Origin of the sequence: Aestuariibaculum sp. M13, assembly GCF_024723255.1 — a bacterium.
Taxonomy (GTDB): Bacteria; Bacteroidota; Bacteroidia; order Flavobacteriales; family Flavobacteriaceae; genus Aestuariibaculum; species Aestuariibaculum lutulentum.
In genome coordinates this window covers 634598-660545 of record NZ_JANIAC010000002.1, presented here as the reverse complement: position 1 = coordinate 660545, position 25948 = coordinate 634598, and the positions used below count along the sequence as shown (strand labels likewise).

The following is a 25948-nucleotide window of genomic DNA, read 5'->3' as shown; positions in this document are numbered from 1 at the left end:
ATAGGAAAAAAACGTCAATACGATTTATTGGTAAATTTAGTTTTGTTAATTAATTTTAAAGTTTCAGTTAGATAGGCTGTTAAGGCCTTATCTGCCACCCATTCTTCTCGGGAAGGGTAACTGTCTTCACTTTTATCTGTGTAGGTATGTCCATCGTTAAATCGGCTTTGCATGTCCAGAGCCAATTGCCCATATTTTAAAATCCACATCGAGGCATCCTCTTTGATTTTACGGTTATTTGCAAAAGTTCCTACAGTACTGCAAAATGAGACAAAGTTCATGCGTCTGCCTTCGCCCCAATCGGTACCTAAAGGGTAAAAAATAGTGTTTGTATCCTCTTTGAAAATGGTTCCTCCGGGAGATTTTACTTGTCCACCTGTAATGGAATCTCCTTCCTGAAAATGTAATTCTGTAAATGCTTTATATACTAAATCCAAATGTCGTTTTAAGGCTTTGGGAGCAGGTGTTTGGGCGAGTGAAAAAAAACGTATAGGATTAAACTCAAAAGGCGATGTCATATAATCGGGATGAATAAAATGATGATTTACAATAGTACCATCGTCATTAATATTTGTGCCAACCAACCATTCATTTAATGGTTTGCCATTGTATTTTTTATTTAAATTCAAATCTAATGGACGCGCCAGGGCATTAAGGTTAAGAAAAATCATTTTGTTCATCCACGTATCATAGTTTGGATTTTCAGGCATCATAGCACAAGCAACAGAAAGAATAAGGCTATCCCATGCATTTTCTTCTGCGCCAGTATCTCCTGGACTAATAATAACTCCGGTAAGGTCTCGGTAGGTTTTTATGGATTTTGAATCTTTGTTATTCATAACCCAATCGCACTCGTTATAAATCATATTTAATACTTCTAACTGAGTTTGTTCATCTAATTTGTCCCACATCATCCATGCGGCGAAACCGGTGTAACCAGCCCATAACGCCGATTGCCATTTTCGTCCCCATCCTTCTTCAAAATTTGATTGATGTGTATGGGCTAAGCTTTTTATTAGCTGAACCGTTTTAGCTTGCGCTTCACCTTCAGAAATTCCTGTAATTTCAGAGTTGTAGAGTCCCATTCTTAAAGAACCAGCCAGAGCTTCCGCCTGTGCAGCGACAGGGCGAATTTTATGTTCCGTAATACCTTTTAGATCTAGATAATTATTTATTGGCGTTTCTGAAAACCCACGGTTTTCCCACCAGGTTGTTAATGCATATTTGTTTGAGTTGAGTAATATTTTACCCATCATAATTTGTTGTGGAGACGATTTTGAAAGGTCTTGAAATGGTGTCCAATCAATTGTTTTAACTTCATTTTTAGCGTTTATTACTTCGGAGGAAAATAAATTATTATTTTGTTGCGAATGCGTGTAGAAACATATTAGAAGTAAAATGAAGCTTCTCAGTAAATTCATATAAGTAAGATGAATTGGGTTAAGTTCAGTGTTTAAAAAATTTCTAATTTAAAAACTATTTTTTAAAACAACCCGCTAATTTCTCCATTATCATTAATGTCTATGTGTTCTGAAGCAGGGTGGGCGGGAAGTCCTGGCATACGCATAATGTCGCCGGTGATTGGAATTAAAAAGCCGGCTCCAGCTGCAATTTCTATTTCTCTAACAGTAATGATAAAATCCTTTGGACGCCCCAACAGTTTAGGATTGTCGGATAATGATTTTTGTGTTTTTGCAATACAAACGGGTAAGTGATCGAGTTTTAAATCAGAAATTTTTTGGAGATGAGATTTTGCCTTTGCTGTATAATCAACATGCTCGGCACCATAAATTTCTTTTGCTATAGTTTCTATTTTAGTTTTAACAGGCGATTTCCAGTTGTATAACGGTTTAAAATCTGAATGGGGAGATTCTACAACATCTATAACCTGTTGAGCTAAATCTAAAGCGCCTTCACCACCTTTGGCCCAAATGTCGGCTACTGCTATTTTAATTTGTTTTGCAGCAGCAAAGGTTTTAATGACATCTATTTCAGCTTGAGTATCACTTGAAAATTTATTAATGGCTATAACTGGAATCACGTTAAACTTTGCAATATTCTCAAGGTGTTTTTCAAGGTTGGGAAGTCCGTTTTTTAAAACTTCAATGTTTTCTTCGGTTAATGATTTTAAATCGGCACCACCATGATATTTTAAAGCGCGAATAGTAGTGGTAAGCACAACGGCTTTTGGTTTTAATCCCGCACTTTGACATTTTATATCGAAAAATTTTTCGGCACCCAAATCGAAACCAAAACCTGCTTCGGTTACCGTGTATTCAGAATGCGACATCCCCATAAGTGTCGCAATAACCGAGTTGGTTCCTTGAGCGATGTTTGCAAATGGTCCACCATGAATAATGGCCGGATTACCTTCGATAGTCTGGACTAAATTAGGTTTTATAGCATCCTTTAATAAAGCAGCCATGGCACCTTCGGCTTTTAAATCTTTAGCGTAAATAGGTTGTTTATTAAAGGTGTAGCCAATAAAAATTTTGCCTAATCGTGTTTTTAAATCGGTAATATTTTGAGCCAAACAAAGAATGGCCATAATTTCAGAGGCCGCCGTAATGTCGAACCCCGTTTCTCTTGGAATACCCGATGTTGTTCCGCCCAATCCTACAATAACACGTCTTAAGGCACGGTCGTTTAAATCAACCACACGCTTCCAGCTTATGGTTCTTGGGTCTAATTGCAGCGAATTGGTTTTGCTTTGAATATTATTATCGATGATGGCTGCCAAGAGGTTGTGTGCCTTTTCAATGGCTGAAAAGTCACCGGTAAAATGAAGGTTAATATCTTCCATTGGAAGTACCTGCGAATATCCACCTCCAGTGGCACCACCTTTTATTCCAAAAACAGGTCCTAAAGATGGTTCTCTTAAAACAACGGTTGTTTTTTTGTTTAACCGATTCAAGCCTTCAGAAAGCCCAATAGACATGGTTGTTTTACCTTCGCCTGCAGGAGTAGGTGAAATAGCAGAAACTAATATCAGGTTGCTTTTTTGAGCCTTTTCTTTGTTAATATATTGTAATGGAATCTTGGCTTTATACTTTCCGTACATTTCAATGTCGTCGGGGTTGATGCCAAACATTTCAGAAATTTGAGTAATAGGTTTTAGAGTAACAGTTTTTGCTATGTCTAAATCAGTCATGTCATTTTAGTTTTAGTTCTTCTAAAGTTAAAAAATAAAGACTAGTTATGACGTGATTTTTGTCATTTTATACTTACTCTTTAATTGTTTAAAGCTTCCTTATAGACTTTCAAACAGCGTTCGCGAGCAAATTTATGATCGACTATGGGCTGCGGGTAGGTGAGTTCTTGAAATTCGGGAACCCATTGTCTGATATACTCTAAATTTTTATCGAATTTTTCAATTTGTGTGGTCGGATTAAAAATCCTAAAGTAAGGAGCAGCATCTACACCAGATCCAGCCACCCATTGCCAGTTTCCAATATTACTGGCCATCTCGTAGTCGTGCAGTTTTTCAGCAAAGTAGGCTTCACCCCAACGCCAGTCGATTAATAAATGTTTACATAAAAAGCTACCAACAAGCATTCTTACACGGTTATGCATAAATCCGGTAGCATTGAGTTGTCTCATCCCGGCATCAACCAGAGGATAACCTGTTTTTCCTTCACACCAGGCTTTAAATTCTTCTTCATTATTTCTCCAGATAATCCTATCGTAGGATGGTTTGAAACTTTTGGTAACCGTATGTGGAAAATGCCATAAAATCTGCATAAAAAACTCACGCCAAATTAATTCCTGAAGAAAGACTTCATTTTTAGATTGGTTGGCTTTATTGGCCATAACTCGCACACTTACCGTACCAAAACGTAGGTGAGGGCCTAATTTTGAAGTGGCGTCTTTAGCAGGAAAATTTCTTAGGTCTTCGTAAGTTGAAATGAGTTCAGGATTTATTTTATAATCTTCAATATGTTGTGCCGACCTTGTAAAGCCGATAGTTTCTAAATCGACATTTGGTAAAGATTGCTCATCAATTATTTCATTTAATAAAGATTCGCTTGGGTAAGATGTGATTTTTTGAGATTTAAAATGTGATTTCCAAACCTTCATATATGGCGTATACACAACATAAGGGGTGCCATCGGCTTTTGTAATGTCGTTACGCTCAAAAATTACCTGATCTTTAAATGTTTTGAAATTTATACTTTTGGTTTTTAAGAACGCTTCAATTTCTGCATCACGTTTCATAGCATACGGCTCGTAATCGTGATTGGTAAACACCGTATTTATGTGGTAGGTTTCGCAAATGGTTTTATAAATATCCAAAGGTTTACCAAAATAAATGGCTAACGATTTACGATGCTTTCCTTTAAGAGTGGATTTGATGTGCTCAAGTGCGTCAAAAATAAAAGTAACTCTGGCATCATCTTTAGGGAGTTTATCTAAGATTTCAATGTCAAAAATAAACACAGGTAAAACAGGATGTTCAGATGACAAGGCTTCAAAAAGTCCGTGGTTATCATGAAGTCGTAGATCGCGACGAAACCAGAAGATGTTTATTGTTTTTTTCATTTATAGTGTTCCGAAAAGGGCTTCTAATTTTTTAGTTCTGTAGTTAAAAATTTCTTCAAGTTTAGGTTTAACCATGATAGGATGAACGAGTTGACCAAGAAATCCAAAAGGAAGCTTGTAATCTACAATATCTTCCATTTCAACACCCCCATCAATAGGTTTTATAAAATGCTTATGGTGCCATAAACGGTAGGGGCCGAAGCGTTGCTCATCTACAAAATATTGTTTGTCGACCACATGTGTAATTTCGGTAACCCATTTGGTTTTTATGCCTAAAATAGGCGTGACGATATATTGTATAATCTGACCAGAAAACATAGGACGATCGGCACCCGAAAGGATATCGAAGCTCATATAATCGGGCGTGATGGTTTTTAGATTTTTAGGATCCGAAAAAAATGCCCAGGCTTCGTCAACGCTAATGGGTAAGTTTTGCTTTTTATGTAAAGTATAAATCTTCATAATTTAGTTGTAAAGCCAAATGTATAAGTTAAGTGAATTTGCAATAAATAGCCAAAGCATGTATGGGGTGATAAACAAGGATTTTAAACCCAGAATTTTTCGGTAATCATATTGAAAAATACAGATAATAGCTGTTAGAAGCAGTATGACTACAAGGCCCAAACCTACCAGATGTCGATTAAAAAACACATAATTCCAACCTACATTTAGTAAAAATTGAACAGTAAAAAGTGATTTTACTTTTTTTGAAGAATCGCTGTTCCATAAAAACGCAATGTAGATTGAAAAACAGAACATAATGAAACTCCATGCCGCACCAAAGACCCAGCCCGGAGGTGTCCAGGGGGCTTTATTTAAATTAAAATACCATTCCGAAAGGGGGCCATTTTGCATCAACCAGACCCCTAAAGCTAAAGCTCCGAAATTTATGATAAGAAAGACTAAAAAATACTTTACTTTTTTCATTGTAAATGTTGTGTAATCTTATCGCTTAAAGGTTTTGTAGCCGATAGGTAGTAATCAACTAATTGTCCATTGCCATTTACCAAATATTTTTGAAAGTTCCATTTTACTGAGGTATCCATATTCCCGTTTTTTGCTTTTTGGGTGAGCCATTGGTAAAGCGGATGTTGGTTGTCGCCTTTAACATTGACTTTTTCGGTCATTAAAAACGTTACCCCATAGTTTCGTTGGCAAAACGTTTGAATGTCTTCGGCAGTACCAGGCTCCTGACTACCGAACTGGTTACAAGGCACTCCAATAATCATTAGGTTGTCTTGATAGGTGTCATAAAGCTTTTGCAAATCTTCATATTGCCCGGTAAATCCGCATTTTGAAGCCACATTAACAAAAAGTATATTTTTACCTTTAAAGGTTGATAAATCTATAGGTTCACTTTCAAGACTGTTAATTTGTATGTCATAAATGGATTCTACAGGGGTGGCTTGTGCATTAGATTTTGTAAAGAATGAAAACATGGTAATTAGGATTAAAATTGAATTTCTCATTGAATGTTATTTATTTAGATTTTAAATGTTACGATGCCGTTATCCATCTGGAAAATTTGTCCAGACATGGCTAATGCTTTATCGGAAATTAAAAATACAGCCAATTCCGCAACTTCTTCAGGTTTTAATAGTTTTTTTAATGGATGGCGTTCTGTAATCGTTTCAATCATTTTTTCGTTTCTAAGTAATTTCGATGCTAATTCGGTATCGGTAACCGAGGGAGCGATACCATTTATTCTAACGCTGGGTGCGAGTTCGGCTCCTAAAGATTTCACCAAACCTTCAACGCCCGATTTAGCCATGGCTACACTGGTGTGAAATGGCATGCCTAACTTTGTTGCCACCGTACTAAACAAGAGTATTGAGGGGTTTTTTCCTTGCCTCAAAACAGGTAAATAGTGTTGAATTACTTTAATGGCGCCTAAGACATTAATTTCAAAATCTGCTTTAAATTCATCAATTGATAATCTTGAAAAGGGTTTTAAATTAATGCTCCCCGGACAGTAAATTAAAGCATCGGCTGCTTCAATTTCCGGTAACTCGTCAGTTAAAACGTTGTAATTTTTATGTAGAAGGTTGGTATGTTGCTGACTGGGAGCTGTTCTGCTCAGGTTTATGACTTTGTGTGTGTCTATAAGCTGATTTAAAATAGCATTGCCAATGCCTTTACTTCCTCCAATAATAATTACTGATTTCATTTTAGATATTGTTTAGTAAATGCTTACCATTTAAGCGCTTTTCTACTTTACGTTTAATGGCGGTTAAGCGTTTCATTAAATCCATAATGCTTTGGTCTTTTTTTGCTTTGTAGATTTGATTTAAATCTAAAATCAAGGCTTTTGCCTGTCTGGATAATTTAATGCGATCGTTAGTAGATAATGATTTTAGGCTGGTTTGTTCAAATGCTAAGGCTTGTTCAATTGTACTCATGGTGTTTTTAGTTTAGATGTTATTTTTTATTTTAAGTCTCTACTATGTTTACCTTTTTGAAATTTTGTTTCCTGTGATTTGTTTTTGGCTGTAACTTTTAAATCGTCCATTTTCGAAGTCTCTCAATTTTTTATGTTTAGTGACTCTTCCTTGTATCCGATTACGCCAAAGTTTAAAGCTTCCGGGTTTCATTTCTTTTCGCATAATTTCGATAACTTCCTGTTCTTTAAGTTGAAATTGAAATGTTATAGCCTCAAAAGGTGTACGGTCTTCCCAGGCCATTTCAATAATTCGGTCAAGTTCTCGTTCTGAAAATATGCTGCTTATCATTACAAATTGAAATTATATTGTTTGTCAAACTGTAATTTTCTATCGATTAATTTTTTAAAGAAATTCTTATTTTCTTTAAACGTGATGTTGTTTTTAAAATGAATAAATTTTCCTTGAGCATGTATGCTGGATCCGTTTATTTTAAATAAAGTCAGATGATAAAAGGGTATAATCCAGGTGAAGGTTTGTAATCCTTTGTTAAATCGAATTAAAAGGCCTTTAGGACGTAATTCTAAATTAGCGTAATTAATATTTGAATTACTATTCAAAAAAGGTTTAAAATTAGGACTTGCCTGCTCAATAATCATTCGTTTAGATCCAACGCCTCTTAACTTTAATTTTTCAAAAATACTGTAAGGTCTACCTACCAAATCATTTATTAATTCGTTGTTAGCCTTGTTTGTATATGAAGTGTCTAAAATCAATTGGTGTTATTTTATGATTCAAAAATACATAATGTTTATCTTTTGTTTGTAAAAGTTAAACAAAAATTAACAATCTACACAGTTTTGGCTTTACTTATTTTTTAATTCGTTGTTCTTACTACTTAAGGTATGACGTTTTAAGATGCGAAAGCTTTCTTGTTTAACTAATGTATTATTTTTCATATTCCATAAAATTTTGCTGGCATGTTGACGGGTAGTTTGCTCGTCTACAATGGGAAATGGGTAATCTTTTCCTATTTCAAAACCTGAAAGTTGTTGGTCAAAATAGGTCATTTTACTAGGGTTGTGAATAAAAGGTGTTTCCAGCCCCTCAAGTTCAGGAACCCATTTTTTAATAAATGTACCTTTGGGATCAAGTTCTATACTGTTTTTTAAAGGATTGTAAATACGTAACGTATTAATTCCGGTTTCTCCGGCCTGCATTTGAATTTGAGGGTAGTGGATACCAGGTTCGAAGTCAAGGAATAAACTGGCAAGATAGGGGCTTAAATCTTCCCACGGTTGCCATAAATTATGCGTGAAGAATGAAACGACCATGGCCCGCATTCTAAAGTTTAAATAGCCGGTTTCCTTAAGGCAGCGCATGCATGCATCAACTAAAGGAAAACCAGTGTTACCCGATTTCCAGGCTTCCTGATAGTCGTTGTTTTTTGGTTTTTTTAGAATGGAATATCCTTTATTTACACTCCTGAACTCCATCTCATGTTCCATTTCAAACTTTTGAATAAAGTGTGCCTGCCAGCGCAAACGTGATGTAAAGGCGTTTAATTGACGTTTATGTTTTGAATTTTGATAAGTTTTTTGGGCCGCGTTTAACACCTGTTTTACAGATATATTACCCCATGCCAGGTAAGGGGATAATCGGCTGCAGGCAGTTCGCGACTCTGAGGGCTTTGAAATGTGAATCATGTAATTTTCAAAGCGATTGTTAAAGAAAGATCTCATGTATTTTAAGCCCATAGTTGTTCCTCCTTTCTGAAATGTATTGGTGCCAAGTGTGATTAAATTAACCGTCTTAAAAGGTATTTCTAAGGTGTTGATTTCGTTTATAGAAAGTAGTTGTTCTGGTTTAGGGTTGAAAATGAATTCAGGTATAGACATAAAATATTCCCAGTCCTTAATCCATGTGGCTCGATTTGAAAGGCCCCTTTGAATGCCGTTATTTATGTTTTCTTTCCATGTTATGTTGTTTAATTTGCAAAATTCAGCAAAAGCGATATCTCTTTTGTAAGTAGAATTTATTCCTGTTTCCTGATGTGAAAATACCTCTTGAATGTTAAAACTATTTTGAAGCGATTGTATCGTTCTTTCAATGGAACTATTGATGATAAATACTTTTGAATGATAATTCGCAAGCGTGTTGTTTAGGTCTTTTAAAGATTCTTTTACAAAATTCCAATGCCGTTCGGTATAATGTTGGTCTTGAAGTAAGAAGTCTTCGAAAACATAGAGCAGGAGTACCCGATGATTAGTTGCTATGGCATTCGTAATAGCTTCGTTATCATGTAATCGAAGATCTCTTTTTAACCAGACAATGCTTAAATTTTGTTTCATGTTTTTGTTAAAATTCATCTGGCGATTCAATAATTTTCTGTGCTCGTGCTCTTATTTTTATTAATTGATTTTTATCCATGTTATCAAGAAGGTTAAACATCATCTGCATACGATGGTTATCTTTTAGAGCATTGCGTTTTTCAAATAAAAAATTCCAGTATAAACTATTAAAGGGGCAGGCATTATCTCCTGATTTTTCATTTTTATTGTATAGACAGGAGTCACAATAATTGCTCATTTTATTAATGTATCTTCCACTGGAAACGTAAGGTTTTGTTGCGATTTTTCCACCGTCGGCAAATTGACTCATGCCTCGCGTGTTTGGGAGTTGCACCCATTCTATAGCATCTATATATATCCCTAAATACCATTTATCGACTTCGTCTGGATGAATTTGAGCTAATAATGCAAAGTTACCTGTAACCATAAGGCGTTGAATGTGGTGTGCATAACCGTTATTTAAGCTGTTGGTAATGCAATGTTTCAGACAATTCATTTTTGTGTTTCCTGTCCAGTAAAAATCAGGAAGTGCTTGGGTGCTTTTTAAATGATTTAAGGTTTTGTAATCCGGCATGAAAGCCCAGTACATGCCTCTCATATATTCTCGCCAGCCAATAATTTGCCTTATAAAGCCTTCTACTTGTGAAATCTGGATGTGATTACCGTATTGGGTCCAGTAATTTAAAACGGTATCGACAACGTTTTTTGGTGAAATGAGTTTCAAATTCATTGCAAATGACAATCGAGAGTGATATAGATTCACTTCCTTTGTGTGCATAGCGTCCTGATAATCGCCAAAATGAACCAGAAGATTTTCACAAAAGTATTTAAGTTGACTTAAAGCTTGCTCTCGGTTTATAGGGTATTCGAAAGTATGAGCCTCAAATATTCCAATGGTTTTTATGTTTTTACTTTTTATCAATTCCAGAATATTTGAAACCTCATTATCGAAGTTCTTATATGGCGGAATATCGGGAGAGCCTTTCCATTTGTTTCTATTGCTTTTATCGAAATTCCATTTGCCGCCTTCCGGTTGATTCGCAACTATTAAAATGTTGTGTTTTTTACGCATATGGCGGTAAAACGTTTCCATAAGGTGGTGATTTTTATCCTTGAAAAAAGTTTTTAAATCAAAGCGTTTCGTATAAAAATGTTCGGTTGAAAATGCTCGCGATGGTATTGCCAGTGTTTTTGTGAAATTAAGTAGTTGCTCGTCCAATCTATACTCGTCAGGAAGCTGGTATTCAAATTTTTCAATGTTAAAGATATTGATGAGTATATTTAAATTCTCAACCAGATTTTGAGTGTTTTTAGGATTGTCTAACGTGATGTATTCAACTTGGAAGCCTTTAGATTTTAATAACCTTGCAAAATCGCGCATGGCAGCAAAGAAGCCAGTAATTTTTTGAATATGATGCGTGACATAATCGGTTTCCTGACGCATTTCAAACATACAATACACGTAATTATCCTGCTTTGTTTTATACCAGCTGTGTTTGCTGTTTAGTTGGTCGCCTAGTATAAGTCTAAGGGTTTTCAAATTTTAAAACAGCGTATTTTTAAGCCATAAGCGTTGGTACGAACCGTTTTTGTCGTAATTTTCGGCTTGCGACTTTATATTAAATTTTCGGTCTCTTGGGTCGTTGCCTACACCTGCTACATACATCCAGTTACCATAATTGCTGTGCACATCGTAATCAAGAAGCAGAATTTCAAAATAACTGGCTCCAATGCGCCAGTCTAATTTTAAATGTTTAGCAAAGTAGCTGGCTACATTTTGTCTACCACGATTACTCATCCAGCCTGTTTTGTTAAGTTCAATCATATTAGCATTAACGAAAGGTTCAGGTGTTTTGCCTTCTATCCATTTTAGAATGATATCATTATCGTTTAACCATGGGTAAGTTTTATCAAGGATGCCTTCAATTTTAAAAATGAGATTTCCGTTTTTTAGAGATAGGTATTTGAAATAGTCTCTCCAGATGAGTTCGAAGACGAGCCAGTAGGTGGATTGATTACTGAAATATTCTTTTTCAAACTGCTTTACTTTATAATAAATAAGTTTAGCAGAAACGCATCCATTGGCTAGCCAGGGTGATAGCTTAGAGCTGTAGTCTGTACCAATAAGTCCATTTCTTGTGTTTTTGTAAACCCCTAGGTTTTTAGTGTTGAACATATAATGTTGAATATGTTTTAAGGCTTTGGTCTCACCTCCTTTAAAAGGAAATGCGCTTTTAGGGTGTGTCTTGAAATCTTCAAATCCTAAATCTGTTAACGAAGGAATTTTAGTGGTATTATTAATTTTTGGTTGATTGAAATTAATGAGGTAGTCTTTACAAATGGGCCGAACATTAATCTGTTTTTCAATAATTTTCCGGAAGTCGGTAAATACATTTGGAAGATGTTCAATTTTAAATGGTAAATCTAGTGGGTGAAATAAAAACTGATCGTAAGATGTTGTAAAAAGAATATTCTTGGAAAGTTGATTCTTAACTTTTCTAAGTACAGAAGTTTCTTCTGGTGTCCATTCTTCCTGAAGATAAATTTCGGTAACTTGATGGTTGACAACTAAATTAGGAATGCAGTTTTCAGGTTTATCGAGATAAACGAATAATGGAATGTTATGTTTTTTAAGATTATTTTTTAAATCGGAAACAGATTCAATTAGAAATCTGGCACGAAATTTTTCGGTCTTTTTAAATCCGAAACGGTTCATTTTAAATTGTCTGGGGTCGAAACAGTAAACAGCAATGACTTTCTTGCCCTTAGTAATGGCTTTTGTTATGGACGAATTATCATGAATCCTTAAATTATTTCGAAACCAGATTAAGCTTGTTTTGTTTTCCAGCGTTTGCATTGTTCGCTACAATATTTTACATCGTTCCAGTGATTTTTCCATTTTTTACGCCACGAAAAGGGTCGGTTACAAACCGGGCATATTTTAACCGGTAAATTTTCTTTTTTTACTGTTTTTGGCACAATTAAGCTTTGGCTAATTGGTTAATCATGCCTTTAAAAATAAAACCATGAAAAGGTAAAACACAATACCAATAGAGTCTTCCGGCTAGACCTCGTGGTCTAAATGTGGCGCGTTGGTAGACTTTACCTTTGTTGACTCTAAACTCCAGCCAGGCTTCTCCGGGTAGTTTCATTTCAGCAAAAAGAACTAACCGTTTTTGCTGTCTGTCGGCTATAAGCACACGCCAAAAATCTAAAGCATCTCCGGTGTGTATTTCTGTTTTATTAGTTCGACCACGACGTAAACCAATCCCTCCAACAAGTTTGTCTAAAAACCCTCGAATTTGCCATAAAAAATTACCATAATACCAGCCGTTTTCGCCACCAATAGACCATATTTTATCTAACGTGCGCTGTTCGTCTATGACGTGCCGTTCTTTTATATCTTTAAAACAACCGTATTTAGGAACTTTTAAATATTTACTTGAAGCGCGTTTTTTGTGTCGGCTATTAATAAGGGCATCTTTCCAGCTTGAGGCAATATGATTACTTTCAATTTTTTCGAACGCTAATGCAACAGCATCTTTGTAAGTCATAGGCTTAACTTCTAATAACGCATTAATATTACTGGGTTTTCCAATAATTTCTATCCCCATGCTGTTTACTAGACTTCTGGCGAGTTTGTATGATGTGGATGTAACAAAATACAGCCAGTAACTGGATAGTTTAGGTGTCATAACCGGGAGCGTAACAATGTATCGTTTTAATTGTCGGATTTCAGCAAACTCCAGCAACATGGTTTTATAAGTTAAAATTTCCGGACCGAAAATATCGTGAGATCTATTATAAAGTTCTGTTCGGCCTAAAGCCTTAACCAAAAAGCTTAAAACATCTCTAATACCAATAGGCTGTGTTTTGGTATTCAGCCATTTTGGAGTAACCATCACAGGGAGTTTTTCAACTAAATCTCTAATGATTTCGAAGCTGGCACTACCAGAACCTACAATAATACCTGCTTTGAAGACGGTCAAGGCATAAACCTTAGATTTTAAAGTGTTTTCTACATTTTTTCTCGATAACAAATGTTTAGAGAGCTTGGTGTCGTTGGTAATGCCGCTTAGGTAAATAACCTGTCTGGCATTCGTGGTTTCGATATAGTTTTTGAAATTAACAGCACAGGCTTCTTCCATTTTATGAAACTGGTCTACCGACGTAGACATGGAATGAATCAAGTAGTAGGCTGCATCAATATCTTTCGGGATATTTCCTAATGTTTCGGGTTTTAAAAAATCGGCTTCAACAACTTCAATGTCCTCTTCATCAAAAAATTTTTGTTCGGTTCTCAGTTTTCCGCGAACAGCGCAAACTACACTATGCCCTTCGTTTAAAAGGAGAGGGATGATGCGTTTCCCAATGTAGCCTGTTGCTCCTGTAATGAGAACTTTCATGGTTGTATATTTTTAAATTAGTTTTCTGATAATTGCTTTGGGCGCTGGTATTCCAGACGTTTTTCAAACTTCGGAATCGTATAGGCGTCTAGTCCGTTAATGGAAGCAATTTCAGCTTTTGAAAGATTTATAAATCCGTCGTCTTCGAGTAAATCATCATTTAAAAACAAGCCTTCAACTTCTCCAATAAGTAGAATGGTATCGTTTTCTTTAATAAAATATTCAGAAACATATCTCATTTGTAACTGCACCGGAGCATTTTGAACAAATGGAGCAAAACAGCCAGTCTTATATTCTGATATTAAGTTTGTTACTTCAAATTCAGAAACGTCTTTACTGTATTTTGCCGACGTATGATGCGCATCTTCAATAATGGATTTATGTATGTGATTAATGGTGTAAACACCGGTTTCCTTGATGTTTTCGTAGGTATTTCTTAGAACGGTAGTTGGTCGCAGGACGAAACCGAGAAGTGGCGGATGACTACCTAAATGCGTTACCGAGCTAAACACAGCCACATTTTCAATGCCATCCTTAGATTTGGTGCCAATGAGATTGGCGCTTTTAAATCCCGAACAACTATTAATTAAATTGATGCGGTACAGATGATGCATGTCATTAATATCGTTCCTACTGAAATACATTATTGAAGCGTTTTAAAATTGTTGATTTTTATGCCTTTTGCTTTTAAATCGAACATGAGATTGTATAAGCCAAAAAAGGTTCGGTTGATGTAAATAAAATGTTTAGAACCCCGATTGCCATTCATTTGTTTAAGTTCGGTACTTTTACTGTAACGTTGTCCCATTTCGGAAATAGCTCTAAAAAATGCTTTGTTTGAAAAGTCGAAAGTTTCGGCATGAAATGGTTGCGTAAACAAGCTAAGCATATCGAAAAACATAGCTGAGAAAAACTCTAATTCTTTTTTACTGTCATCTTCTCGTAATATTTCTAATTCAAACATTTTGGCCTTAAAAACTTCTGGATTATTGATGTTTTCCTTTTTTGCTAACTCAAAATAAGGTTTGTAAAAGCTATCGGGAACAGTCTTAATACAACCAAAATCGAGAACAATGAGTTCTCCATGTTCGGAAACCAGAAAATTTCCGGGATGCGGGTCTGCATGGACTTTTTTTAGAACATGCATCTGGTACATATAAAAATCCCAAAGTGCCTGACCGAGTTTTTGAGCTGTTTTATCATCGGAATTGTGGGCGTTGAATTCCGAAAGGTGTTCACCGTCCATCCAATCCATAGTAATAATGCGCTCCGATGACAAGTTCTCGTAATAATTGGGGAACTTTAAGTTCGGGATATGTTTACAGCTTTCTGCAATAAATTTACTTTGTTCAACTTCTAAAATATAATTGGTTTCTTCAATAAGTTTGTTTTCTACCTCTTTAAAATACTTATCAGAATCCTTTCCTTTAATATTAAACATTTTAATGGCAATAGGTTTTACCAAAGCCAAATCGCTGGCAATACTGTTAGCGACTCCAGGATATTGAATTTTCACAGCAAGTTTTTTCCCATCCTTTTCGGCTTCATGTACCTGACCAATACTGGCAGCATTTACAGAATTAAGGTTAAAAGAGTCGTAAATCTGGCTTGGTAACTTCCCTAAATTTGTTTTAAATGTTTTTAGCACCAAAGGCGCGGATAGCGGCGGAACAGAAAACTGCGACAAAGAAAATTTTTCGACGTAGGCCGTTGGTAAAATATTCTTTTCCATGCTAAGCATTTGTGCCACTTTTAAAGCGCTGCCTTTAAGCTGTTTTAGGCTGTCGTAAATATCTTCAGCGTTATTTTTGTTAAGCGTTTCTAAGGCTTCGGCCTCAGATTTAGTGATTTTATCACCGTAATATTTTAAATAATTCACGCCAACTTTAGCACCAGTAGAAACGAGTTTCGTGGCCCTTTGAATTTTGGATGTTGGTATGTGATCTATGGTTTTCATGGCTGTTGTTTAAGACATTTGTACTTTTTCTTTAAACAGAAATTTTCCAAGGTCGATTATGCTTTTTATTGGTGTTGTATTGATAATGTCGAAACTGGTATTAACCGATTTTTCAATGAAGATATCTGTTTTTTCAAATTTTGCAGAGGTATCATTTAGCCAGAATTCTATTGTAACTACTAGTTGAAGCCAGGCAGATTCGGTCAATGCTTTTTGCTGAAATTTATCAATGTCTTTTTGTTTCGTTTCAATGGTTTCAATGTTTAAGTCTTCAATAAATTCAATGAAACTTTGTCTTAGTGTAGAAAGTACTTTTAAACGTTTCAAATCTGTTTTATAACCATCTAACATAAAAACTACAAAGCTTCTGTTAGCAGTCAGTATTTCAAAAAATGTATAGTAAAAACTCAAAAGCTTGTCTCTGGAATCGAAAGCGCTGAAATCAGGGGCTTTTTCAAGTAGATTTTTGGTGTTTATATAGAACTGATTGAAAATGTTTTTTTCTAAACCTTCAAAAGAACCGAAGAATTCGTAGAAGAACGGTTCTTCCGTTCCCATAACTTTACATAATGAAAATATAGTCTTTGGGCGTTCGTTATGTTCCAGAACATAATTCATATAATAAGACATAAAGTCTTCTTTCGAGATAGATTTTTTTTTAGCCATAACTGAAGCTTATTTATTTGTAAAGATACAAAATGTTTAATTTTTTAAAGTTAAAGTTAAACAAAATATTTTGTTAATTTTAATAATCGAGTTTGTTTCGTGAGATTTGATTATTTTTAGTGGAGTATAAGAAGTTTTATTAATTTTAAGATTCAATAACTAAACAACTACATCAAAATGAAAAAAATTATCGCTTCTGTTTTATTTGTGGCCATGTCATTCACAGGCTTTTCACAGATTAAAACACCGCAACCTAGTCCGACTTCTAAAATTGAACAAATGGTTGGATTAACTAATATGACTTTAGAATACAGTCGCCCAAGCATGAGAGGGCGGGTTATATTTGGAGATTTGGTTCCTTATAACAAGTTATGGCGTTTGGGGGCCAATGCCAACACCAAAATTAGTTTTAACACCGATGTAACTATTGGCGATTCTAAAGTTAAGGCAGGGGAATATGCTGTTTTTGCAACGCCAGGAAAGGACTCGTGGGAGGTTGTGTTTTACAGTGATACGTCAAACTGGGGAACACCTCAAAAATGGGATGATTCTAAAGTAGTTGCTAAGGCTAAAGCCGAAGTTTACAAAATGCCGGTAAAGATTGAAACTTTTACCATGACCTTTGACGATTTAACAAACAATTCGGCAATATTAGGTATTTTATGGGAAGATGTTTATGTAGGCGTAAAAATTGATGTGCCAACCGAGTCTATAGTTTCAGCTTCTATTGAAAAAACGATGAATGGGCCGGGTGCAGGTGATTATTATTCTGCGGCTGTATATTATTTACAAGAAGGTAAAGACATTAATCAAGCGAAGGAATGGATTGATAAATCGATAGAGATGTCTGGCGATAAAGCACCGTTTTGGCAGTTAAGACAACAGTCTTTAATTTATGCAAAGGCCGGTGATAAGAAAGGTGCTATTGCTGCTGCTAAGAAATCTTTATCTGGCGCTGAAGCTGCCGGAAATGCTGATTATGTAAAAATGAACAAAGATTCTTTAAAAGAGTGGGGTGCTATGTAATGGTATTTCAATATGATATAAAAAAAGCGCCTTATTTAAGGCGCTTTTTTTATTTTAATAACAGTTTCCATTTATATCGCAGGAGTTGTCGTCCGCAACTATTGTTAAATTATTTTGGTGTTTATACCAGGCATCCTGAAGAGCTTTAGAGAATACTTCAACAGGTTGTGCCCCAGAAATTCCATATTTGTTATCTAAAACAAAAAACGGCACAGAGTTAATCCCCAGATTTCTGGCTTCCATTTGGTCTTGTCTTACGTCGTAGGCGAAATCATCAGATTCTAACATTTGTTTCACTTTTAAAGTATTTAAGCCTACAGATTTTGCAAGATCTAATAAAACCGTATGATCATCAATATTTTCACCTTCAGTTAAATGTGCCTTAAGAAGTGCTTCTTTTGTTTTGTTAGCTAGTCCTTCTTCTTTGGCATAATGTAAAAGACGATGCGCGTTAAAGGAGTTGGCAGGAACAGATTGTTCCAGATAAAAATCTAATCCTGCACTAGCAGCCATTGCCGTCACATTATTAAACATATGTTTGGCGCGTTCAGGATCAATGCCTTTGCTCTCTACAAAATGCGTTAAGGCATCTGTTGTAGTTGTTGTTTGTAAATTAGGATCAAGCTCAAAACTTTTCCATTCTACGGTTATTTTTTCTTTTTCAGGGAAGCTGTTTAAAGCAGATTCAAAATGTCTTTTTCCGATATAACAGAAGGGGCAACGTATATCGGACCATATTTTTATATGCATAATTTTTTCTTTGTATTTGCAATTAGACGTGTTCTTTAATTGAAACTTTCAGAATGTTTAAAACAAAAATATTAAAAGTAGCTACTTAAGTAGCATGGCTGATTTAATTAAAAACCTAATTTTGACATTGAATTTTTCTCCCTAAATAATAGCAATAGTATTTGTTTAATTTAAATCTATTGTCATGAAAAATTTATTAATTGTTTTTTTGTTTATGTGGTTTACTAATCTTGGTTTTTCTCAAGATAGAGGTTGGGAGTTTCATAGAGTGATATTGGATGATATAGTGGTAACCAATATTAATGGCGATTATTTAGCTATAGTTCAAGATAGAGATGTTGCTAAAATTGTGAGAAAATTAGAATATGCCGCTTCTAGGCATAATGTATTGGATTCTCCATTGTATGATGGCAGAGATGAAGAGTTTAGAGCACGTTTAACCGGAACTAAAGGATTTATAGATGCGTATTATGATAAAGAAGGTAAAATATTAAGTACTTCGGAAAAGTACAACGACATTGAGATTCCTGAGCATATCAGATATTCTGTTTATGAGGAATTTCCTGATTGGTCGATAGACCAGGTTAATTATTCTGTTCTTTATGATATTGATAAGTCCGTTGCGGATAAGACTTATAAAGTGACAGTAAAAAAAGGAAACAAGACAAAAAAGTTAAAGCTCGATTCTGAAGGTTCATTGAAATATTAATTTATTTTTATTATGTTTTAGCAAAATCCCTTTCCGATGGGATTTTGCTTTTTCATTAATATTCCAGGTTTATAAGTTTTCTAAGCTTATCCAGTGTTTTTATAAGATTGCGACTAAAGTCGAATGTCATGATACTGCTTTCAGTTTTTCCTTCACGAAGTAAGTTGTTAAAGTGAATGGTTTCAAAATTGTACCCAATAGTGTTATAATTAAAATCTTTTATTTCTTCTTGTCCATCTTTAATGATAGATACGGTTGTTGGTGCATGAAACTGTGTGTTTATTTTAATGGTTGCCTTTTCGCATTCAAAAATGGCTTGTGTAGGAAGTTCTTCAATGAGTGAACTTTTTAAATAGGCATTCACATTATTGGGGTAATTAAATGTCATGCTACAAGTAGAGTCTGCTCCATTTTCAAAAAAAGTAGCATTTGCTTCAATGTTTTCAGGTAATCCTAAAGCTGACAGGGAAGCAAAAACAGGGTAAATGCCAATATCTAAAAGGCTGCCGCCGCCTAAGTCTTTATTAAATAGTCTTGTGCTCGTGTCGTAAGGGCGTTGAAACCCGAAATCTGCTGATAATGATTGTACGTCACCAAAGGTTTTATCTTTTATGAGTTTCAAAACATATTGGTAATGTGGTAAAAAGTAGGTCCAAAGCGCTTCCATGAGCAAGGTGTTGTTTGCCTTGGCTACAGAAATCATTTCTTCTACTTCTTCAGCATTCATAGCAAAAGGCTTTTCACACAATACGGCAATGCCTTTTTCTAAACACATGATGGTGTTTTCTCTATGCAGAGTATGCGGTGTCGCAATATATACGGCATCAACATTGGGGTCGTTCGCTAAAGTTTCGTAGCTATCGTAGGCTTTTAAAGCGTTATGCTTTTTAGAAAATTCGTTGGCCTTTTCTTGATTTCTGGAAGCTACAGCATAAAGTTCAGCATCAGGAATGGTAGCCAGATCGGTGGCGAATTTATCTGCTATTTTTCCTAGGCCTATAATGCCCCAACGTATTTTTCTTTTTTCAATTGGCGTTTTCATAAGTTTAGACAATTAGAGAGCCAAAGTAAGATAGTATGCCTATTAAGGCTACTAAAATACCTTTGTCGATGTGAGTTGTTTTGTTGAAATCGATAATTAGGCTTAAAATGATAACAACCATACAGCCTACGAAATTTAACCAAAGAAACGGCAAGTTTATAAATTCATAAAGGTTTAAAAAGTATAATCCGATAATGATTATCTGGGTTATAATACCGCTAATAAAAACGGCGTTTCCTTTAACGCTTTTAAAGAAAAAAGCGACTAAAAATATTCCAAGCACATTACCGTAAAAAATGGAGCCAATAATGTTTACTAGCTGAATTAAATTTTCAGCAAGTTCACCAACACAGGCTACGCCTATGGCGATAATACCCCAAAGTAAAGTGAACCATTTTGATGCAGAAACCATTTGTTCTTCGGTTTTTTCTCCTACATTCCTTTTGTATAAATCAATAGTAGTAGTCGAGCCCAACGCATTTAATTCACTGGCAGTACTTGACATGGCTGCACTTAAAATTACTGCCAGGAGTAAGCCTATTAAACCTCTGGGTAGATTGTTTAAAATGAAATGAATAAACACATAATCTTCATCGTTACTCTCAACTTTAATCTGTTGTTTTTCACCAGCTTGCTCAATTAAGTATTTTGCTTGTTGTTTTAGCTTATTTGATTTTTCGTTAATCTCAATCAGTTGTTCTTTAGCTTGCTGATTGTCTTGATTTACAAAAGAATAAATGAGCTCTTTTTTTTCTTTAAAAATATGTTTTTGTTGGTTTTGAAGGGTTTGATAGTCTTCGGAATATTCAGAATTTAAGACTAGTTCTGTTGCGGTTGGGTTGAAATTAATTGGTGCTTCATTGAACTGATAAAACACAAATACCATAACACCAATAAACAAAATAAAGAACTGCATGGGTACTTTCAAAAGTCCGTTAAAAATTAAACCAAGTTGCATTTCTTTAACCGATTTTCCAGAAAGGTAACGCTGTACCTGGCTTTGGTCTGTCCCGAAATAGGAAAGCATTAAAAAGGTGCCTCCTATAATACCACTCCAAAACGTATATCGGTTGTTAAGGTTAAAAGAGAAATCTAAAGCTTCCATTTTCCCGCTGGCACCAGCAATATCCACAGCTTCTCTAAACGTAATATCTTCCGGAAGATCGCTAACAATTAAAAAGAAAGCGACTAGCATACCTATAAAAATAACAACCATTTGGTGTTTTTGTGTTACATTCACTGCACGTGTTCCTCCAGAAACCGTGTAAATTATTACGATGACACCAATAATGATGTTAAGTGTTAGTAAATCCCACCCTAGGACTACCGAAAGGACAATAGCCGGAGCAAAAATGGTAATTCCAGCGGCCAAGCCCCGTTGAATTAAGAATAAGATCGCAGTAAGTGTTCTGGTTTTGAGATCGAAGCGATTTTCAAGAAATTCGTAGGCGGTGTAAACTTTTAATCTGTGATATAAAGGAATAAACACCATACAAATAACTATCATGGCAATAGGTAAGCCAAAATAAAATTGCACGAAGCCCATACCTTCATTAAATGCTTGTCCGGGGGTTGATAGAAAGGTTATTGCGCTGGCTTGTGTAGCCATAACCGATAAACCTATAGTCCACCAATGCGAAGCGCTGCCTCCCTTTAAGTAATCTTTTACATTTTTACTGCCACGGGTTTGCCATGTACCGTAAGCAACTATTGCAAAAAGAGTTAAAGAAAGAACGACCCAATCTATCCAGTTTAATGTCTGCATATTAAAAAGCCTTGGTAATTAGATAGAATATGAAAAAATAAATGGCATTGGCGATTAATACCAGAGAATATAATTTTAACCATTTGGGCTTGGGTTGGTCATTGTTTTCCATAATTAGTCGTTTAGTTTTTGGTTGGGTTGTAAATGATCTTTTCCAATAGAAAGCATATTGGCAAATAGGCGGTAAGCCCCTGAAACACCTTCTGGAAATTCTCTGAAAAAGCTCAATCCTGTATAAATATAGTAGCCTTTTCCGTATTGCGCCACTAATAAACTACCTTCTTTATCCGATTCGTCTTTGTCGTGCATTGACAGAATAGGAGTGAAAGCTTTATCCCATTTATTGGGAAAATATAAGCCTCGTTCCTGAGTCCAGCCTTCAAAATCTTTTTGTGTGATTTTGTTAGGTGAATTCAATAACGGATGCTTCGGGTCTAAAATTTTAACTTCAGCATTCTCATCGGTTACTCGATCTCGCGAAAGGGATAAACTATATGGAGCTAAATTGTCGGTTTTTAATCCGCGATTGGTATTATATTGAACAATCATATTTCCGCCTTCTTTTACAAAGTCGAAAAGAATTTGTTGTTTGAATTTAAGATTGTCAATAGTGTTGTAGGCTCTAATACCCACAACAACGGCATCAAAACGGCTTAAAGTTTCTCTGGTAATATCTTCAGGGTTTATAACACGTACTTGATAACCTATTTGTTCTAAGCTTTCCGGCACCACATCACCTGCACCGGCAATGTAAGCGATGTTTTCTCCATGTTTTTTTATATCTAATCTAACCACTTTACTTTCACTCGGAAGCAATACAGTTTGATAAGGAATATGCTCGTAATTGATTTCTATAAGTTCTTTGGTATAGGTTTTATCACCAATATGAATGATAGGACTAATATAACCTTCATCCTGATTTATAGGTGGAATAATGGTAAATGTTAGTATTTGTTCTTCGCCTTTGTTAGCAATGTTTACGTCTTGTTTTTCAGGGTAGACTTTCCAGTTTTCTGGATGACAAATTTCAGCCGCCCCTTTTAAATTATCGTGTCCTGCCTTTACAACAAGTGTAATAGTATGTTCATGTCCGTTATCGAAAATAATAACCTTTTCTGTGATTTTAGCTGATGTTTCGGGGATGATTTCAAACGGACGATATAATTCGCCTTTGTCGGGCTCGGAATAGCGATAAACAACAGGTTTACTAATTGTGATAGGTGTATTATTTATTTTTAAATTAAAGTTGAAAACAGCACTTCTTGGTGTTTCGGGTTTTCCAATCAGGTTTTTATTTTCAACGGTATACATGCCTAAAGTTCCTTTCTTTTCTAACCAGTAAGGAGTCGTATAGTCGGAATTTTCAGAAATGTGAAATGTACTTTCAAATTTTTCTGAATCGTTATTTTCCAGAACAAGATGTTTGTCTAAGATTTTACCATCGGTTTGGGTGATGCTTTCTAAAACAATATTTTGGTTGCTTCGGTTTAAGGCTTCAATATTTATTTTCACAGAGGTATTAGGTGTGCTTGAAGGCGCTTCAGCGGACGCTTCCAAATACAACCCGGCACACATTTCAATAATGGCTTTTAATTCTTTTGTTTTTTGAATTTTCCAATGTTCATTTTGAATGTTTTGTAGTAATTCATAGGCTTTTAAAAGCTCAGGAATATGGATGGATGGATTATTGAAATTGAAGTTTTGCTCAATAGCATTCAAAATATCTCCAATGGCATTTCCTCCTTTAATTCGATTCCACGAAGTGTCGATGCCAGAAAATACATCCGATTTATCTGTTACAGGGTTGCCTTTTAAAAACTCAATATATTCCTTTTGAGAACCGCGCTGATGAAGCCTTCCGAAGCCTTGACACAGGTGCTGACTGCTGGCAATAGATGCTATTTCGTTATTTGATAAACCTTTCAACGGATAATAAACCCCAATATCAAAGCTTAGCATGTTGCTTTTATCGGCTTTATCGAAGTCTTCCTGACTACGGTAAAACCAGGAGTTAGTGTTAAAAAATAAGCGTTTTGGCTGCCATGTTTCGGTAGTTTCTAATTGTTCAGAAAAGGCCGATTTATCGCTGGCTAAATCGAAAGCTTCAAAACTTAACATCGCAGAGCCGGTATGGTGCCCATGTGTGGTTCCTGGTGTTCTATGGTCGAATCTATTTATGATAATATCTGGCTGGAATTCTCGAATAGCGAGAACTACATCGCTTAAAACTTCATCTTTTTCCCAGATTTCCAAAGTCTCGTCCGGGTGTTTTGAATACCCGAAATCGTTAGCTCTGGTAAAAAGTTGTTCGCCACCATCAACACGGCGAGCCGCTAATAATTCCTGGGTTCTTATAACGCCTAAAAGCTCTCTTATTTCTGGTCCGATAAGGTTTTGACCGCCATCACCTCGAGTAAGCGATAAATACGCAGTTCTTGCTTTAACATGATTAGACATGTATGAAATAAGTCTTGTATTCTCATCGTCGGGGTGCGCAGCAATATATAAAACAGAACCCAAAAAGTTTAGTTTTTGAATAGATTCAAAAATCTCTGACGAAGCTGGTGTTTTCGGTTTTTGCGCCTGTGTAAACGAAAAGGTTAGGAAAAAAATAAGGAACAATAGGGTAAGTTTTCGCATAGTTGAGTTGTTAGCTAAATCCAAATATACCAAAGTTAATAGCGGTAATCGAAGGGTTTAGAATTTCTTTAACGTTAAAATACTAAGGTTTAAAGCCATTTTCGACGTTTGAAATAAATAAGCATGGCTATAAAAAGGACAATCATAACCCCCCACAAAATAAAGTAAGAATACTTATAATGCAGTTCAGGGATGTACTCGAAATTCATACCATAAATACCGGCAATAAAGGTTAACGGAATAAAAATAGAAGCCATAATGGTAAGTACTTTCATGACTTCGTTCATCTTGTTGCTAATGGTTGTCATGTACATATCCATTAAACTCCAGATCATTTCTCGGTAAATATCTATATTTTCAGTCACTTGAATGAGGTGATCGTAAATATCTCGGTAATAGGTTTTTGTTCGTTGTTGAATGAGGTCACTCTCATGTTTTTCAATACGATTAATTACTTCACGAAGAGGGAAAATGGAACGTCTAACTTTAAGAACTTCTTTCTTTAGCTCCTGAATGTTTTTTGTTGCAGATTCATCTATGGTTCCTTCAAAAATATCGGCTTCTAAATCTTCAATTTTATCTCCTAAAGTTTCAATAACGCTAAAATATTCATCGACAATAGCATCCATAAGAATATAAAGCAGATAGTCTGATTGCATGGTTCTTACGCGGCCTTTACCTTGGCGGATTCGTTCTCTTACCGAACCAAAAACATCGCCTTCAGATTCCTGAAATGATAACACATAATTAGGCCCCAAAATAAAACTGACCTGCTCGTAATTTAGTTTTTCTTCGGCATCAAGATGAAGCATTTTAAGGACAACAAATAAATAATCTTCATATTCATCAATTTTAGGCCTTTGAGAAATGCTTACCAAATCCTCAATTACTAAAGGATGTAAGCTAAAGTGGTTTCCAAGCTTTTCAATTGAATCAACATGGTTTAAACCGTTAATGTTAATCCACGAAACACAGTCGGTAAGTTTAAAATCGAAAGCTTCTTCAATGCTGTGTAATTCCTTTTCAATACACTGCTCTTTATTGTAATCGAAGACTTCAATAAACAGATTTTTATCGGATTTATCTCCGGTGTAAATAACACTTCCAGGAGCAAGACCCGATTTTTTGTTTTGTTTTTTTGTTCTTTTCTTAGCCATGTTATAAATATATAGAATATTTAAACAGCATCGGCATCATCCTCAATAGCGTCTTTTTTGATTAATGTTACTGCTCTTTGTAACATTAAGTTATTAGGGTAGGTTACCAAATCACCATTATCTAATCTTAAATGAAGATGAAAAGCGGCAATATCTTCAATAATGCCAACAATAGGAAAATCGCTGTCGTGAATTTTTATTTTATCGCCCACTTTATGCGGAAAGTTAAAAAACATAATAACTCCTGAAGTGATGTTGCTTAAAATAGACCAAACGGCAACGAAACCAACACCAATAACAGCAAAAACCGATGAAAAAATAACGGCTAAATCTTTAAAATCTGTGCCAAAAATATAAGCCAATGTAATGAGTCCGGTAAAGAATAAGGTAACGTGAATATAGCGCCGAACCAGTCGGATACGAGCATCGTTAAAACCGCTTTTTTTTGCAATTTTAGTCACTGCAAAATTTAAAGTGTAATAGATAATAAGAAGTATAACGAGGACAATAGTAGAAAATATAATTTCTTTTTTGTTGTCTTGTAAAATGTCTAAAACCATAA

26 protein-coding genes are annotated in these 25948 nt (G+C 35.3%); 2 read left to right on the top strand and 24 right to left on the bottom strand.

The genetic code is table 11. The features are described 5' to 3' along the window. Window positions 1-14 precede the first annotated feature (14 nt). The 18 genes from NO995_RS09915 to NO995_RS09830 all read right to left on the bottom strand — a co-directional run bounded on the left by NO995_RS09915 (window position 15) and on the right by NO995_RS09830 (window position 16297). Window positions 15-1421: a hypothetical protein gene (locus NO995_RS09915; protein ID WP_258227369.1), complete on the bottom strand. Its 1407-nt coding sequence runs from the start codon at window positions 1419-1421 to the stop codon at window positions 15-17. A gap of 62 nt (window positions 1422-1483) precedes the next feature. Then, complete coding sequence (locus tag NO995_RS09910; RefSeq protein WP_258227368.1) at window positions 1484-3151, bottom strand: formate--tetrahydrofolate ligase; 1668 nt, start codon at window positions 3149-3151, stop codon at window positions 1484-1486. A gap of 80 nt (window positions 3152-3231) precedes the next feature. Beyond that, window positions 3232-4539, bottom strand: coding sequence for a deoxyribodipyrimidine photo-lyase (locus NO995_RS09905; protein WP_240574612.1), 1308 nt, complete (start codon window positions 4537-4539; stop codon window positions 3232-3234). Next, window positions 4540-5001, bottom strand: a complete 462-nt coding sequence (locus NO995_RS09900; RefSeq protein WP_240574611.1) for an SRPBCC family protein — start codon at window positions 4999-5001, stop codon at window positions 4540-4542. It abuts the gene before it with no gap. Between the two features lie 3 nt (window positions 5002-5004). Next, on the bottom strand, window positions 5005-5466 hold the full coding sequence (locus NO995_RS09895; protein ID WP_258227367.1) for a TspO/MBR family protein: 462 nt from the start codon (window positions 5464-5466) through the stop codon (window positions 5005-5007). Continuing rightward, a complete protein-coding gene (locus tag NO995_RS09890) occupies window positions 5463-5978 on the bottom strand; it encodes a glutathione peroxidase (protein ID WP_258227602.1) in 516 nt (171 codons plus the stop codon). The genes NO995_RS09895 and NO995_RS09890 overlap by 4 nt, the downstream gene beginning before the upstream one ends. A 44-nt stretch (window positions 5979-6022) precedes the next feature. Continuing rightward, window positions 6023-6706 (bottom strand): SDR family NAD(P)-dependent oxidoreductase, encoded by a 684-nt coding sequence (locus NO995_RS09885; RefSeq protein ID WP_258227366.1) that lies wholly within the window; start codon window positions 6704-6706, stop codon window positions 6023-6025. Between the two features lies 1 nt (window position 6707). Next, complete coding sequence (locus tag NO995_RS09880; protein WP_240574608.1) at window positions 6708-6938, bottom strand: hypothetical protein; 231 nt, start codon at window positions 6936-6938, stop codon at window positions 6708-6710. Window positions 6939-6986: 48 nt separating this feature from the next. After that, entirely contained in the window at window positions 6987-7268 is a 282-nt protein-coding gene (locus NO995_RS09875) for a TIGR03643 family protein (protein WP_258227365.1), read from the bottom strand. Continuing rightward, window positions 7268-7693, bottom strand: coding sequence for a hypothetical protein (locus tag NO995_RS09870; protein WP_258227364.1), 426 nt, complete (start codon window positions 7691-7693; stop codon window positions 7268-7270). Before NO995_RS09870 ends, NO995_RS09875 begins: the two co-directional genes overlap by 1 nt. A 90-nt stretch (window positions 7694-7783) precedes the next feature. Beyond that, window positions 7784-9268, bottom strand: coding sequence for a cryptochrome/deoxyribodipyrimidine photo-lyase family protein (locus NO995_RS09865; RefSeq protein ID WP_258227363.1), 1485 nt, complete (start codon window positions 9266-9268; stop codon window positions 7784-7786). A 7-nt stretch (window positions 9269-9275) separates the two neighbouring features. Next, entirely contained in the window at window positions 9276-10808 is a 1533-nt protein-coding gene (locus NO995_RS09860) for a cryptochrome/photolyase family protein (RefSeq protein ID WP_258227362.1), read from the bottom strand. Between the two features lie 3 nt (window positions 10809-10811). Next, the gene (locus NO995_RS09855; protein ID WP_258227361.1) at window positions 10812-12125 is read right to left on the bottom strand and encodes a DASH family cryptochrome; all 1314 of its coding nucleotides are present in this window, start codon (window positions 12123-12125) and stop codon (window positions 10812-10814) included. After that, window positions 12095-12247, bottom strand: a complete 153-nt coding sequence (locus tag NO995_RS09850) for a DUF2256 domain-containing protein (RefSeq protein ID WP_258227360.1) — start codon at window positions 12245-12247, stop codon at window positions 12095-12097. Before NO995_RS09850 ends, NO995_RS09855 begins: the two co-directional genes overlap by 31 nt. 2 nt (window positions 12248-12249) lie before the next feature. Then, the gene (locus tag NO995_RS09845; RefSeq protein ID WP_258227359.1) at window positions 12250-13674 is read right to left on the bottom strand and encodes an SDR family oxidoreductase; all 1425 of its coding nucleotides are present in this window, start codon (window positions 13672-13674) and stop codon (window positions 12250-12252) included. A gap of 17 nt (window positions 13675-13691) precedes the next feature. After that, the gene (locus NO995_RS09840) at window positions 13692-14321 is read right to left on the bottom strand and encodes a flavin reductase family protein (protein WP_258227601.1); all 630 of its coding nucleotides are present in this window, start codon (window positions 14319-14321) and stop codon (window positions 13692-13694) included. Further along, entirely contained in the window at window positions 14318-15631 is a 1314-nt protein-coding gene (locus NO995_RS09835) for an AarF/ABC1/UbiB kinase family protein (protein ID WP_258227358.1), read from the bottom strand. Before NO995_RS09835 ends, NO995_RS09840 begins: the two co-directional genes overlap by 4 nt. 9 nt (window positions 15632-15640) lie before the next feature. Further along, the gene (locus NO995_RS09830; protein WP_258227357.1) at window positions 15641-16297 is read right to left on the bottom strand and encodes a TetR family transcriptional regulator C-terminal domain-containing protein; all 657 of its coding nucleotides are present in this window, start codon (window positions 16295-16297) and stop codon (window positions 15641-15643) included. Window positions 16298-16474: 177 nt separating this feature from the next. Here NO995_RS09830 and NO995_RS09825 point away from each other — a divergent pair, with 177 nt between their 5' ends. Then, a complete protein-coding gene (locus tag NO995_RS09825) occupies window positions 16475-17323 on the top strand; it encodes a DUF2911 domain-containing protein (RefSeq protein ID WP_258227356.1) in 849 nt (282 codons plus the stop codon). A gap of 54 nt (window positions 17324-17377) precedes the next feature. Here NO995_RS09825 and NO995_RS09820 read toward each other — a convergent pair whose 3' ends face one another. After that, window positions 17378-18073, bottom strand: coding sequence for a DsbA family protein (locus NO995_RS09820; RefSeq protein ID WP_258227355.1), 696 nt, complete (start codon window positions 18071-18073; stop codon window positions 17378-17380). A gap of 214 nt (window positions 18074-18287) precedes the next feature. Between NO995_RS09820 and NO995_RS09815 the strand changes: the two genes are divergently transcribed. Further along, complete coding sequence (locus tag NO995_RS09815; protein ID WP_258227354.1) at window positions 18288-18782, top strand: hypothetical protein; 495 nt, start codon at window positions 18288-18290, stop codon at window positions 18780-18782. A 55-nt stretch (window positions 18783-18837) separates the two neighbouring features. Here NO995_RS09815 and NO995_RS09810 read toward each other — a convergent pair whose 3' ends face one another. The 5 genes from NO995_RS09810 to NO995_RS09790 form a co-directional block, all read right to left on the bottom strand. Next, the gene (locus NO995_RS09810) at window positions 18838-19824 is read right to left on the bottom strand and encodes a Gfo/Idh/MocA family protein (protein WP_258227353.1); all 987 of its coding nucleotides are present in this window, start codon (window positions 19822-19824) and stop codon (window positions 18838-18840) included. A gap of 4 nt (window positions 19825-19828) precedes the next feature. Further along, window positions 19829-21589, bottom strand: coding sequence for a sodium:solute symporter (locus NO995_RS09805; protein WP_258227352.1), 1761 nt, complete (start codon window positions 21587-21589; stop codon window positions 19829-19831). Window positions 21590-21703: 114 nt separating this feature from the next. Beyond that, window positions 21704-24229, bottom strand: coding sequence for a PIG-L family deacetylase (locus tag NO995_RS09800; RefSeq protein ID WP_258227351.1), 2526 nt, complete (start codon window positions 24227-24229; stop codon window positions 21704-21706). Between the two features lie 89 nt (window positions 24230-24318). After that, the gene (corA, locus tag NO995_RS09795) at window positions 24319-25386 is read right to left on the bottom strand and encodes a magnesium/cobalt transporter CorA (protein ID WP_240574592.1); all 1068 of its coding nucleotides are present in this window, start codon (window positions 25384-25386) and stop codon (window positions 24319-24321) included. Window positions 25387-25406: 20 nt separating this feature from the next. Next, entirely contained in the window at window positions 25407-25946 is a 540-nt protein-coding gene (locus NO995_RS09790) for a mechanosensitive ion channel domain-containing protein (protein ID WP_240574591.1), read from the bottom strand. Between the last annotated feature and the right edge of the window lie 2 nt (window positions 25947-25948).

Bases quoted from the DNA above. Each gene is read 5' to 3' on its own strand.
- NO995_RS09910 (WP_258227368.1), bottom strand. From the start codon at position 3,151: ATGACTGATTTAGACATAGCAAAAACTGTTACTCTAAAACCTATTACT.
- NO995_RS09890 (WP_258227602.1), bottom strand. From the start codon at position 5,978: ATGTTTTCATTCTTTACAAAATCTAATGCACAAGCCACCCCTGTAGAA.
- NO995_RS09845 (WP_258227359.1), bottom strand. From the start codon at position 13,674: ATGAAAGTTCTCATTACAGGAGCAACAGGCTACATTGGGAAACGCATC.
- NO995_RS09900 (WP_240574611.1), bottom strand. From the start codon at position 5,001: ATGAAGATTTATACTTTACATAAAAAGCAAAACTTACCCATTAGCGTT.
- NO995_RS09905 (WP_240574612.1), bottom strand. From the start codon at position 4,539: ATGAAAAAAACAATAAACATCTTCTGGTTTCGTCGCGATCTACGACTT.
- NO995_RS09835 (WP_258227358.1), bottom strand. From the start codon at position 15,631: ATGAAAACCATAGATCACATACCAACATCCAAAATTCAAAGGGCCACG.
- NO995_RS09810 (WP_258227353.1), bottom strand. From the start codon at position 19,824: ATGAAAACGCCAATTGAAAAAAGAAAAATACGTTGGGGCATTATAGGC.
- NO995_RS09855 (WP_258227361.1), bottom strand. From the start codon at position 12,125: ATGCAAACGCTGGAAAACAAAACAAGCTTAATCTGGTTTCGAAATAAT.
- NO995_RS09790 (WP_240574591.1), bottom strand. From the start codon at position 25,946: ATGGTTTTAGACATTTTACAAGACAACAAAAAAGAAATTATATTTTCT.
- NO995_RS09815 (WP_258227354.1), top strand. From the start codon at position 18,288: ATGTGGTTTACTAATCTTGGTTTTTCTCAAGATAGAGGTTGGGAGTTT.
- NO995_RS09895 (WP_258227367.1), bottom strand. From the start codon at position 5,466: ATGAAAAAAGTAAAGTATTTTTTAGTCTTTCTTATCATAAATTTCGGA.
- NO995_RS09880 (WP_240574608.1), bottom strand. From the start codon at position 6,938: ATGAGTACAATTGAACAAGCCTTAGCATTTGAACAAACCAGCCTAAAA.
- NO995_RS09800 (WP_258227351.1), bottom strand. From the start codon at position 24,229: ATGCGAAAACTTACCCTATTGTTCCTTATTTTTTTCCTAACCTTTTCG.
- NO995_RS09865 (WP_258227363.1), bottom strand. From the start codon at position 9,268: ATGAAACAAAATTTAAGCATTGTCTGGTTAAAAAGAGATCTTCGATTA.
- NO995_RS09915 (WP_258227369.1), bottom strand. From the start codon at position 1,421: ATGAATTTACTGAGAAGCTTCATTTTACTTCTAATATGTTTCTACACG.
- NO995_RS09805 (WP_258227352.1), bottom strand. From the start codon at position 21,589: ATGCAGACATTAAACTGGATAGATTGGGTCGTTCTTTCTTTAACTCTT.
- NO995_RS09885 (WP_258227366.1), bottom strand. From the start codon at position 6,706: ATGAAATCAGTAATTATTATTGGAGGAAGTAAAGGCATTGGCAATGCT.
- corA (WP_240574592.1), bottom strand. From the start codon at position 25,386: ATGGCTAAGAAAAGAACAAAAAAACAAAACAAAAAATCGGGTCTTGCT.
- NO995_RS09820 (WP_258227355.1), bottom strand. From the start codon at position 18,073: ATGCATATAAAAATATGGTCCGATATACGTTGCCCCTTCTGTTATATC.
- NO995_RS09875 (WP_258227365.1), bottom strand. From the start codon at position 7,268: ATGATAAGCAGCATATTTTCAGAACGAGAACTTGACCGAATTATTGAA.
- NO995_RS09825 (WP_258227356.1), top strand. From the start codon at position 16,475: ATGAAAAAAATTATCGCTTCTGTTTTATTTGTGGCCATGTCATTCACA.
- NO995_RS09830 (WP_258227357.1), bottom strand. From the start codon at position 16,297: ATGGCTAAAAAAAAATCTATCTCGAAAGAAGACTTTATGTCTTATTAT.